The following is a 12,184-nucleotide window of genomic DNA, read 5'->3' as shown; positions in this document are numbered from 1 at the left end:
GATAAAATCTGTCAAACCGCTTCCAAAGCCTGCTCAAAATCAGCGATCAGGTCGTCCGCATCCTCGACACCAATGGAAATCCGGATCAGATTATCGGTAATGCCCAGCGCCGCGCGGCGTTCATCGGGCACCGATAAGTGGGTCATCGCCGCTGGCAGGCTTGCCAAGGTTTCGGTTCCGCCGAGGCTAACGGCCAGCTTGGCAATTTTCAGGGCGTCGAGAAACGCAAAGCCCTCTGCCTCCCCGCCCTTGATGAACAGCGAAAATGTCGATCCCGCGCCAGTGCAATGGCGGTCAAAAATATCCTTTTGCGATGGATCGGAAATGAAGCCAAGATAACCAAGCCCCTCGACCTTGGGATGGTCACGCAGGAAAGCGCAGACTTTTGCCGCGTTTTCACCAGCGCGGGTCATACGCAGTTCCAGTGTTTCCAGACTGCGGAGCAGCATCCACGCGGTATTGGGATCGCAAATCGTGCCGATGGTGTTCCGGATCGCGCGGACCTGATCCATATAGGCTTTGGAACCCAGCACACCGCCAGCAACAAGATCACTATGCCCGCCGACATATTTGGTCAGGCTGTAAATCACAATATCCGCGCCATGTTTCAGTGGTTGCTGCCACAAGGGACCAAGGAACGTGTTGTCAATCGCGATGGGCGGCGCCGTGCCTTCATCGCCAAACACCTGATCTCTGGCACCGGCAATCCCCTCTATATCGACCAACACATTGGTCGGGTTCGCCGGACTTTCGAGATAGATTATCGCTACCTTGCCGCCATTTTCCTTGGCCTGCGTCTTTGCCTGCTCCAGCATTTCCGCAACCTTGGTAGGGGTCTCACCAGCCGGAAAATCAAGAAAAGTAACGCCAAACCGGCCTAAAATCTTGTTAATCAGCGTTTCCGTTGCGGCATAAAGCGGCCCGCTATGCACGACGACATCGCCTTGACTGACATTGGCCAGTAAAACGGTCGCTATCGCCGACATGCCACTGGAAAATACCAGCGCGTCTTCCGCTTCATCCCAGATGCTGAGCCGGTCTTCGAAAATTTCCTGATTGGGCCCGTTAAAGCGCGAATAAACCAGGCCGTCAGACCCGCCGGGACGCTTGCCGGTAATGCCTTCAAAATGGCGTTTCCCTGCTGCCGCATTTTCAAAGGCAAAGGTAGAGGTCAGAAAAATCGGTGGCTTCAAGGAGCCTTCGGACAGAGCCGGATCATAGCCATGGCCCATCATCAACGTCGACGGTTTCAGCTTGCGCCCGCCAATTTCCTCGACCGGTGCATTGGGCATGCTGCGCGGTGTCACCGCAACGCCAAGATCTTCTATGCCTTTTTTGGGTCCGTCATTTTGATTGGGCATTTCTTTCCTCTCAACCGAAAATTATCGTGGAATTATCGCAGAATTATCATGCCGCAAAACTTAATTGACTACAAATGAAACTATCCAGACACAGCCGATGATGATCGGTATTCCCGCCAAATCAAGCCACAGGCCGGACTTCAACATTCTGGGCAATTCGATGTGGTTTGTGGACCATGCTATCGCGTTCGGCCCAGTCCCGGACGGCAACATGAAACCCCAGCTTGCCGCCATTGCAGCGGGCACGGCAAGCAGGAGAGGGTCAACGCCAGTGGCAAGGATCAAGCTGGCCACCACCGGCATGATCCCGCTGGCCGTGGCAACATTTGACGCAAATTCGGTGACAAGGATAACCAGCGCGACAAGCACAACGGCGATCACGATCACCGGCACAGTTTTAAGCGGCGCAAGGACCAGACCCAGCCAGTCAGCCAGACCGGATTCCGTGATCCCGGAAGCCAGCGCCAATCCACCGCCGAACAGCATGATCACGCCCCATGGCGCGCGGTCCGCTTCATCCCAGTTTAGCAGGTTGCGCCCCGTTCCATCAGGCAGCATGAAGAGCAATAAACCGCCCAGCACCGCAATTGTACCATCGTGAACAGCGCCAGCGGGTAGCAATAGCTTGATCTGCGGCAATAGTAGCCAGCCGAGCACGACAAATGCCACCACCGGCACTACGCGTTTTTCGGGCAGGCTCCACGGGCCGGGGGAACCGATTACGGCCTTTGCCCTCTCTCCGTCAAAACTGTTTTTGCCAACTTTCTGTACTATGATCAGGATCACCATACTGACCGGCAGACCCAGTATGACAATCGGCAAACCGAAAGCCATCCAGGTCAGGAAATCAATATTCGTGCCCAAGGTCCGGTTGATGAGGCCAGCGGCAATCGCATTGGTCGGGCTGCCGACCAGAGTGCCAAGACCTCCGATAGAGGCCGAAAATGCCACACCCATGATAAGGGCCCCTGCAAAACCCTTTGTCTCGCCGTCCCTGACTCCGCCCGCGACCAGCGCCGCCACGGCAATCGGGATCATGATCAAGGTCGATGATGTGTTGGAAATAAACATACTCAATAGCGCGGTCGCGCTCATGAAGGCGATCAATATGCCCCATGCGCTTTTTCCCGCTATACTGACAATCGCAAGCGCCAGCCGCCGGTGTAGGCCGACACGCTCTATCGCCAGCGCCAGAAACGCGCCGCCAAGGATCAGGAATAATATCGGGGAATAATATTGGCTCGCCGTTTCGCCGACATCCATGACATTCATCATCGGCAAGGCCAGAAAGGGCAGCAGGGCGGTCGCGGTTAGCGGCACGGCCTGGGTCATCCACCATGTCGCCATCAGGATAGTGAGCGCCGCGACATGCCACGCGGTAGTGCTCATCGATGGGGGCGCTGGGAATATCAGCATGGCGATAAAGACCGTCAAGCCTCCAAAAAGTCCAATACGCCCTGCGGTCATTATCCCCCTTCCCCAATGCTCCGGTTGCCCGTGCTTATGCTAACACTCCTGTCTGTGCAGGGCTTTGTTAACGCGGCAAACCGATTAGCGATATTTGACGACCATAGTCCGCTTCGCCGCGATGGCAAGAACGGCGGTAACTGTAAAAACGATCCTCATGCGCGTAAGTGTCGAGGCCGAGCTTGTCGATTTTCGTGATCCCGGCCGCCGCCAATCGCGTCGCCACATAGGATTCTATGTCGAACTGGAAATGGCCCTGACGCCCTGCCTTGAAAAACTGTGTGTTATCAGAATCGTCAGCGACAAAGCGTTGGTAAAAGCCCGCATCAACTTCATAGCTTTTCTGTTCGATGCACGGCCCGATGGCACAGGCAATATTGTCCCGCTCCCCGCCAAGTTTTTCCATCTCGGCGATAGTATTGTCGGTCACGCCGCCAATCGCACCCTTCCATCCGGCATGGGCAGCGCCAATAATCTGTGCGGCGGGGTCATGGAACAGGACCGGCACGCAATCGGCCGTTAATATTCCCAGCAAAAGTCCCGGCCTGTCTGTCACCAGCGCATCGCCATGGGGCCGCTCATCAAGTGTAAAGGTATCCTTTACCACAACAACATCCGCGCTATGCACCTGATGCAGTGTCAGCAATTCACTGTCCGGCAGCACCGCATTTTTTGCACGCTGGCGGTTTTCCAGTAATATATCGTGGTCATCATTGCTGCCCAGACCAACGTTGAGCCCTGTATAAAGGCCGGTGGAAAACCCGCCCGCGCGGCCAAGAAAGCCGTGGGGCACGCCCTCCAAAAGCCGCGATGTTGTGACATCCAGCATTGATGGGCGTGGGTCAGGCAAGACTTCTGCTCACCTGTTCCGACACATCTTTCGACAGTCCGGGCGTTGCCGCAATCTTCTCCAACGCCTGTTGCATCAATTGCGACCGGCCCGGTTCAAACCGGCGCCAGCGGCCCAGCGAGGGAATGAACCGCGCGGCCGTTTGCGGGTTTTGCCCGTCCAGCGCGATAATCATGTCGGCAAGCATTTGATAGCCCTGCCCTGACGGATCATGGAAGCGCACCGCATTGCTGGTAAATCCGGCATAAAGCGCGCGCACGCGATTGGGGTTGGAGAGGGTGAAATTGGGGTGCTTTGCCAGCTTTTCAACGCGCTTTAAGGTATCGGGGCGCTGTGACATTGCCTGCAAGGTGAACCATTTGTCGAGCACTAGCGCATTGTCCTTGAACCGTTTGAAAAAATCCTCAAACGCCCAGGTCCGCTGCTTCGCATCCATATGGGTCAGAACGCCAAGCGCGCCCTGCATCGCGGTCATATTGTTCGCATCCCGAAACTGGTCGAAAGCCAGATCCGCAGCATCTTCGACCTGTGAAGCCGCGATATAGGACAGCGCGACATTGCGTAATTTACGGTCCGCCCGTGCCGCGGCATCCAGGGAAAATTCACCCGGCACGCATTGCTTGTAAAGACGGCGGAATTTGCGTTCAAACTGGACGCCGATCTTGCCGCGCAATTTCTCGCGCGCGTCGTGGATCGCCTGCGGGTCGACCTGCGCCATCTGGTCACCCAGAAATGCCTCGCTGGGAAGCTGAACCAGTTCTGCCAGAAACGCGCGGTCGATATTCTCGTCCGCCAGCACCGCACCGACGGCTTGCAAAATAATGTCGCGGTCGGCGGGCGTGCCCATCACTTGCGCAACCAGATAGCTGGTCATCAATTGCTGCATCGCCTCAAACCGCGCAAACGGGTCGTCGTCATGCGATGACAGAAAGGCCAGTTCCTCTGCCGAACGGCTGCTTTCCAGTATAATCGGCGCAGAAAACCCGCGGTTGATCGACAGGACCGGATGCTCTTCATGTCCTTCAAAAGCAAAGCTCTGCTCCGCCTGATCCAGCGTGACGAGCTGCTCCCCCTTATGCCCGCCGGTTACCGGATCGAGCAATGCGATTTTCAGCGGGATAACCATGTCCGACGGTCTCTGAGGCGCTCCGCCTGCAGAAAGGGTTTGTTTGAGATCGAGCGTCGCCGTCCCGGTCTGCGGATCATGACTTAACTTTGCGGACACACGCGGCGTGCCCGGTGTTTCATACCAGCTGCGAAACTGCTTCAGGTCAATATCGCCGCCATCTTCCATCGCGGTGACAAAATCCTCGCACGTCGCCGCTTCGCCGTCATGGCGGTCGAAATAGAGGTCCGTGCCTTTGCGAAACCGCTCTGGTCCCAGCAAAGTCGCCATCATACGGATAATTTCCGCGCCCTTGTTATAAATGGTGGCGGTATAGAAATTGGAAATTTCCTGATAGCTTTCCGGGCGGATAGGATGGGCCAGCGGCCCCGCATCCTCGGGAAATTGCGCTGCGCGCAGGACGCGGACATCGTCTATCCGTTTTAATGCCGCCGATCCCATGTCGGCCGAAAAACTCTGATCCCGGTAAACGGTAAACCCTTCTTTCAGGCTAAGCTGGAACCAGTCGCGGCAGGTCACGCGATTGCCCGACCAGTTGTGAAAATATTCATGGGCCACAACGCCTTCGATGCCGTCAAAATCAGCGTCGGTGGCAACTTCGGGGTCCGCCAATATGTAGCGGGAGTTAAATATATTGAGCCCCTTATTCTCCATCGCGCCCATGTTGAAATCGCTCACCGCGACAATGTTGAACAGGCCCAAATCATATTCACGGCCATAGGTTTCCTCGTCCCAGCGCATGGCGTCTTTCAGAGCCTTCATGGCATGGCCGGTGCGCGGCAAATCACCGTCGCGGACCCAGATATTGAGCTCAACCGGCTTTCCCGAACGGGTCGTGAAGCTATCGCTATTGGCGACCAGATCACCCGCAACCAGCGCGAATAAATAGCTCGGCTTTGGCCACGGATCATTCCACTGCGCCCAGTGACGGCCATTCTCGGCATCCCCTTCCGCCACCTTGTCGCCATTACAGAGAAGGATCGGGAACAGGTCTTTATCGCCCTCCATCCGCACGGAATAGCGGCTTAATATATCCGGCCGGTCAGGGAAAAACGTGATCCGGCGAAACCCCTCTGCCTCGCATTGTGTGCAGAGCATCCCTTGCGACGCATAAAGCCCCATAAGCTGCGTATTGGTGGACGGGTCCAACTCGACAGTGATTTCAACTTGATGCTCATCGCCATCCAGCGGCAGTTGCAGATTGCCCTCGATCAATTGCCAATCCGTTCGCGCCGCACCGTCCACTTTAACCGAAATGGGCAATAAACCGTCACCATCCAGCATCAGCGGCTCTTGCTCTTTCGCGGATTGTGACCGGACCACGTTGAGCACCGAATGCACGGTGGTGTGTTCCAGACCCAGTTGGAAATCGAGCGCGATGGATGGAATGAGCCAAGCGGGCGGGCGGTAATCTTCGCGGCGGGTAATGGCGAGATCAGTCTTTTCAATATCTAGCATAGCCCCCGACATAAGAGCCATTGGCCCGCCGCGCAATTGCGATTATGTTGCCGGTGATTGCGCCCTCTCCTCATACTGTTCAGGAATTATCAGAACCATGCCCCATATGCTGATCTTTGGTCTGGGTTACACAGCACAGCGGCTTGCGGATCATCTGCGCGCCGACGGGTGGCAAGTGACCGGCACAAGGCGGGAAGCCGCAGATGGAGCGATAGCCTTTGATGATGAAGCGGCGGTCTTGACGGCGATTGGCGCGGCAACCCATATTTTATCCACCGTCCCACCCGCAAGCGATGGCAGCGAGCCAGTGCTTGACCATTATGGGGCGGCGATTAAAGGCGCGAAGCTGCAATGGACGGGCTATCTCTCCTCCACCGGGGTTTATGGCGATGTAGCAGGCGCATGGGTCGATGAAAGCGCACCCATTGGCTCTGGTCGGCGCAAGGCGCGCAGCAACGCCGATAGCAAATGGCAGGCCCTGCGCGATGATGTCCGTGTGCTTCGCTTGCCCGGCATTTACGGGCCGGGGCGCAGTCCTCTCTCCCGCGTCCGGCAAGGTCAGGCGAAGCGGGTCAATGTCCCCGGACAGGTGTTCAGCCGCATCCATGTTGATGATATTGTAACCGCCATCACTGCTTCTTTCGACGGTCCGGCGGGGGTTTATAATATTGCCGACGACCAGCCCGCACCGCAGCATGAAGTCATCGCCCACGCCGCGCGGCTGATCGGGATGGAGACGCCGCCTTTGCTATCGCTGGAAGATGCGAAATTATCGGATGCCGCCATGGGTTTCTATGAAGAGAACCGCCGCGTTGCCAATGGCAAGGCAAAACGGCTGCTGGGGTGGGAACCGCAATATCCGGATTATAAGGCGGGGCTGGCGAGTCTGGCGGAATAAGCGCAATGAGCCTTCACGCGACCACCCTAGGCATTTTCGGCTTTCGCGCCCGCAGAGCCACTATCAAGCCTATCATCGCCAATAATGCTCCGGCAACGGGTAAAGCAGTCCAGATATAGCCTTCAAACAGGGTCGATAATATCATCGCTACGACAGGCACCAATACGCTGGAATATGCCGCCTTTCCTGCACCGATTTCCCTCAACAGCGCGAAATAGAGCGGGAATGTAATCACCGACCCGACGATGGCGAGATAGAATATGCCGCCAATATAGCCCGCCCGCATTTCCATCACCGGCGGCCCCGCGGTAATCCATGATAATGATATATTGAACACCGACCCCCAGAACATCGACCATGCGAGCAGCGTAAAAATCGGGTAGGAACTTAATCTGGGCAATGCCTGCATCACATTGGCGCTTGATGCGGATAATATCCCGCAAATGGTCAGCGTCATGCCCAATATCACGTCCGTCATGGTTGCCGGAGACGATTTATATTCATGCCATAATAACAGCGCGATCCCTGTCGCGGCTATCGCGGAACCGGCCAGAAAAGTGCCTTTTATACGCTGCCCCAGAAATATTCGGCCCAGCACGGCATTGGGCACCATCAACAATGCAAACAGCACCGCGACCAGACCGGACGTAATGTAAAGCTCCGCATTATAGACAAAGTGGAAATTGAACGAAAATTGCGCGATACCGATCAGCATGGCCCAAAACTGTCCCGTGGGGCCAAGCCGGAAAGGCAACCGCTTGAACGCCACCAATATGAACATCGCCGTCGCTGCCACGATGAACCGGTAACTTACTGACCAGCTTGGCGGCACGTCGGAAACCTGATCCTTTATCACCAGCCAGGTCGAACCCCAGATCAGGGAGATGAGCATAAACGGGATCAATATCCGCGGTGATAACAGGCTTGGTTCCTGAACGGCGGTGCCGTCCTGCTGCGCGTTCATAAAGCCGCAATCGCATTGGCTAAGGGCTGGATATCCGCTGCACTTTGGGTCCAGCTTGTCACCAGACGAGCCTGCCCCTCGCCCCAGTCATAAAAATCGAAACCGGCACGCCTAAGCGTTTCGGCTTCACTGGCAGACAACCGTATGAACGCCTCGTTCGCTTCGACAGGGTAGAGCAACCGCTCACCCGCGGCCCGCGCGATTATCTGCGCGCCTTCATTGGCGGCGCGCGCATTTTCAAGCCACAGATCGCCGTCCAGCATCGCCAGTATCTGGGCCGCCAGATAACGGCCCTTTGACTGCAAATGCCCGGCCCGTTTAAGGCGATAACGCGATATATGCGCCAAATCCCTGTCAAAGAAAACCAGCGCCTCCGCATTCATGCCGCCATTTTTGACAAAGCCGAAACTCAGTATATCGACGCCCGCTTTCCATGTCACATCGGCGGGGTGACAGCCCAGCATCGCCACCGCATTGGCAAAGCGCGCCCCGTCCATATGCAGGCCAAGGCCCCGCTCTGCGCAGATTTGCGCGATAGCCGCAACCTCGTCTGGCCGATAGACCAGCCCATATTCCGTCGCATTGGTAATCGACACGGCGGCGGGCTGCACCTGATGCACATCATCGCGGATAGCGACACAGTGGCTTTTTACCGTTTCCGCGGCAACTTTGGCACCCTCGTCCCCGACCAGCATCAGCTTTGCCCCGCCGGTATAGAAACCCGGTGCACCCGCTTCATCCTGTTCAATATGCGCTTCTTCATGGCAGATCACGCCCTGATGCGGCTGACACAGCGCCGCCAATGCCAGCGAATTTGCTGCGGTTCCTGTCGCGACCCACATCGCTTCGACGTCCGTTTCAAACAGATCGGAAAACGCGCCATTCAACCGTGCGCTATAGGCATCACCATCATAGGCGCTGTCCTGCTCATTCGCCTTGGCCAGAGCCGCCATGACTTTGGGATGCACCGGTGCAGCATTGTCAGAGAAGAATCGCATGCCATCGCCATGCTGCGAACCGCCCACTACGTCAAGATTGTGATTGCGCTAACGCTTCTTGGCGATCTTTAATTTGTCATCCTTGGCGCGTTTTTTGATCGATTCCTCGCTGCGGACAAGGGCTTTTGCTATCGCTTTCAGGGTCATATCTTTTTTGGCAAAAGCATGAAGCCTCTGAATTTCTTCGCTGGTCCACGGCTGTTTGTGCCGTTCAAAATGATCTTTCACCATATGGCCCCCTATTGCATCAATGGTCCGGATTGCCAACAACAGTTACTCGCCGGTCAATGAAATCACTCGGCGGGCTGGATCTCCGGTTCACCCTTATCCGCACATTTGTCCGTGGGCGACCACCAGCCTATTTTCACTTTGGCCCAGTTTACAGCACGCGGAATTGGTGCATTGCGGTCCATCCACTCGGCATATTCCTTATAGGCCGGGTCGCTGAGCAAATGCTTTTCCTCGGTCTTTGCGCGCCAATAATAAACCCCGCTAACCGCAGCTATCATCACCGTATTACGCACCATGTCGGTGAAACTATCCGACGTTACAAGGAACGGCATTGTCGCCAGCCACCAATAGGCATTTTTGGCGAGATAGGCCGGATGCTTGGTATAGCGATAAGGGCCGTGGGTCAGGATACCGCGGTGCGTAAGGTTGGAGAAACGCAGCCCGAAAGCAACCGTGGCCCAGGCATAAATCGCGGTAAGAATGACCAGAACCCCGCCCCAAATCGCCAAAAGGGTCTGATGCCCCGCAAACCAGTGGGTCCAATCGGCGGTATTGACATGATAGTTGAGCGGACCATCCATGAGAATGAACGGCGGGTAACAGATCAAGGCCGCTACCCAGCCGGCCAGATAAGGATTGGCCGTCCGGATATGCGCGTCCAGCGGTTTCATGGTCAGCAGATAACCGACGGTTGCAAACTGCACATCGACGACAAACATCGCGACAATCAACCAATGGGCGATAGCGACCGGATCATGGATGATCTGCGCTATATCAAGGCGGATGATCTCACCAAATCCGCCGGGCACGATGGATATCATGAAAGCGAGGAAAAACCCCTTTACCGCCCAGGCGCGCAGGTGGTGATAGATTTGCTCTGTATCATATTCTGCGCCCGCTTTTTTGCTACCTGCGCCCATCACAAATTGTCCGAAATGCCATGCGCCATCGCGCGGTTCGACAAAGCGCCGGTCTAGCCACAGCACATAAGGCACCGATAACCCAAGCAAAAATGGAGCAGCGGCCATCATCATTTCCATCGCGAACTGATACTGCCCCGTCCAGTACCAGCGGCCGATACAGTATATGCTCGCGATTACCGCCCATGTGACCCAAAGACCGGCTATCTTTACAATGCTGATGTCGAATGTCTGTCTCCATGGCTTGGGATTTTTCCAGTTAATGCCGGTGGAAGCACGCAGATGCACTTTGTCGTGAAGCAGTGACCAGACCACCATGGGCAAAGCGCAGCAGAAACAGGCGGTTAGCGCAGAATATGGCCCGTCCATGCCATATTGCCGGGCGATCATGATCCATGATGCCAGTCCGATCAGGCCAGCCACTCCCACTCCGCTGGACACCGCGGATTGCGGGCGCGGATCACCGCTGTCTGATTTGCGTGCAAACATGATTTTTGCATTAACCGGAAATGGTAATCAAGCCGTGAACGCCCGATATTTAACCCGTCTCCACCGTGAATAATCTATGCAAACTCACTGTAATCCGCTATATTCTTGCTAGAGACGCTATCCGCAACATACGAGATCAACATATAGATTTATGGGAACAAAAATGAGAAATCACACGCTCGCTACCGCAATGGCCTTAATCCTTGTCGCTTGCAGCAATGGCGAAGATGCACAGGCCACACAAAGCAGCGTGAATGAGGTGCAGTCTTTGGCAGACACCTCTCTTGCGGACCGCGTCTCGTTTGAAAAAACTGCCATCACCACCTTTGATGAACCATGGGCGATGACATTTCTGCCCGATGGCCGGATGCTGGTGACAGAGCGGCCAGGCAAATTGCTGCTGGTCGATCAAAGGGGCGAAAAAACGCCAATTGCGGGTGTTCCGGAAGTCGATTATGGCGGACAAGGGGGCTTGGGCGACGTAGTGTTAGCGCCTGATTTTGCGGCCACCGGGAAAATCTATCTCAGTTGGGTGGAAGCCGGGAAAGATGATACAAGAGGCGCAGTGGTCGCGCATGCTGACCTTACTCTGCCATCCGGTGAAACTGATGCTGATGACGCAAAAGCCGACACACCAAAGATTTCCAACCTCAAAATAATATGGACCCAGAAACCGAAAGTCACCGGTCGCGGCCATTATTCCCACCGCATGGTATTTTCTCCCGATGGCAAATATCTGTTCATCGGGTCGGGAGATCGCCAGAAATTTGATCCGGCACAGGATATGTCCAGCAATCTCGGGAAAATTATCCGCCTCTTTCCCGATGGTACCGTGCCGCAGAATAATCCGTTTGTTGACATGAAAGACGCTCTTCCGGAAATCTGGACACTGGGGCACCGCAATATTCTTGGCCTGGCTTTTGATAGCAAGGGCAGACTCTGGAACCAGGAAATGGGACCAAAGGCTGGCGACGAGCTGAACCTGGTCCAACGCGGTGCCAATTATGGTTATCCGGTCGTATCGGAAGGCGATCATTATGATGGCAAGAAGATTCCTCGTCATGAAACCCACCCCGAATTTGCTGCACCCAAAGTGTCGTGGGACCCGACCATCGCGCCATCCGGCCTGATTTTTTATAGCGGCAATCTTTTCCCGTCATGGAAAGGCAGCGCCTTTATCGGCGGGCTGGCCAGCGAGGCGATTATCCGTGTTTCCTTTGATGGCGAAAAAGCACAAGAGGCCGAACGCTTCCCTATGGACAAGCGTATCCGCGAAATCGAGCAGGGTCCGGACGGCGCGCTGTGGGTGCTGGAAGATGGCAAAGGCGCCCGGTTGCTAAGGCTGACACCCGCCAGCCAGCAACAGCCAGTAATGCCCGATCCAGAACAGTAGCGTCACCGGCAATAGTCCCCAGTGACTCG

General features: G+C 55.7%; 10 protein-coding genes. 2 read left to right on the top strand and 8 right to left on the bottom strand.

The window, feature by feature from the left end; translation table 11 throughout:
* Window positions 1-11: 11 nt before the first annotated feature.
* The 4 genes from VIN76_RS11120 to pepN form a co-directional block, all read right to left on the bottom strand.
* Window positions 12-1,292, bottom strand: coding sequence for a cystathionine gamma-synthase family protein (locus tag VIN76_RS11120; protein WP_332041997.1), 1,281 nt, complete (start codon window positions 1,290-1,292; stop codon window positions 12-14).
* A gap of 129 nt (window positions 1,293-1,421) precedes the next feature.
* Complete coding sequence (locus tag VIN76_RS11115; RefSeq protein ID WP_332041917.1) at window positions 1,422-2,828, bottom strand: DASS family sodium-coupled anion symporter; 1,407 nt, start codon at window positions 2,826-2,828, stop codon at window positions 1,422-1,424.
* A 67-nt stretch (window positions 2,829-2,895) separates the two neighbouring features.
* Window positions 2,896-3,657, bottom strand: a complete 762-nt coding sequence (gene pgeF, locus VIN76_RS11110; protein ID WP_332041996.1) for a peptidoglycan editing factor PgeF — start codon at window positions 3,655-3,657, stop codon at window positions 2,896-2,898.
* 13 nt (window positions 3,658-3,670) lie between these two features.
* Window positions 3,671-6,262, bottom strand: a complete 2,592-nt coding sequence (pepN, locus tag VIN76_RS11105) for an aminopeptidase N (protein WP_332041916.1) — start codon at window positions 6,260-6,262, stop codon at window positions 3,671-3,673.
* A 97-nt stretch (window positions 6,263-6,359) separates the two neighbouring features.
* Here pepN and VIN76_RS11100 point away from each other — a divergent pair, with 97 nt between their 5' ends.
* Complete coding sequence (locus VIN76_RS11100) at window positions 6,360-7,160, top strand: SDR family oxidoreductase (RefSeq protein ID WP_332041915.1); 801 nt, start codon at window positions 6,360-6,362, stop codon at window positions 7,158-7,160.
* A 13-nt stretch (window positions 7,161-7,173) separates the two neighbouring features.
* Here VIN76_RS11100 and VIN76_RS11095 read toward each other — a convergent pair whose 3' ends face one another.
* The 4 genes from VIN76_RS11095 to VIN76_RS11080 form a co-directional block, all read right to left on the bottom strand.
* Window positions 7,174-8,124: a DMT family transporter gene (locus VIN76_RS11095; RefSeq protein WP_332041914.1), complete on the bottom strand. Its 951-nt coding sequence runs from the start codon at window positions 8,122-8,124 to the stop codon at window positions 7,174-7,176.
* On the bottom strand, window positions 8,121-9,122 hold the full coding sequence (locus tag VIN76_RS11090) for a threonine aldolase family protein (RefSeq protein ID WP_332041913.1): 1,002 nt from the start codon (window positions 9,120-9,122) through the stop codon (window positions 8,121-8,123). Before VIN76_RS11090 ends, VIN76_RS11095 begins: the two co-directional genes overlap by 4 nt.
* A 48-nt stretch (window positions 9,123-9,170) precedes the next feature.
* Window positions 9,171-9,353, bottom strand: a complete 183-nt coding sequence (locus VIN76_RS11085; protein ID WP_332041912.1) for a hypothetical protein — start codon at window positions 9,351-9,353, stop codon at window positions 9,171-9,173.
* A gap of 62 nt (window positions 9,354-9,415) precedes the next feature.
* Window positions 9,416-10,762, bottom strand: a complete 1,347-nt coding sequence (locus VIN76_RS11080) for a methyltransferase family protein (RefSeq protein WP_332041911.1) — start codon at window positions 10,760-10,762, stop codon at window positions 9,416-9,418.
* A gap of 163 nt (window positions 10,763-10,925) precedes the next feature.
* Here VIN76_RS11080 and VIN76_RS11075 point away from each other — a divergent pair, with 163 nt between their 5' ends.
* Window positions 10,926-12,155, top strand: a complete 1,230-nt coding sequence (locus tag VIN76_RS11075) for a PQQ-dependent sugar dehydrogenase (protein WP_332041910.1) — start codon at window positions 10,926-10,928, stop codon at window positions 12,153-12,155.
* Window positions 12,156-12,184 lie beyond the last annotated feature (29 nt).

The organism is Parasphingorhabdus sp., assembly GCF_036568145.1.
Lineage (GTDB): Bacteria > Pseudomonadota > Alphaproteobacteria > Sphingomonadales > Sphingomonadaceae > Parasphingorhabdus.
The sequence above is the reverse complement of the archived record's forward strand: the minus strand, read 5'-3'. Positions and strand labels throughout refer to the sequence as shown.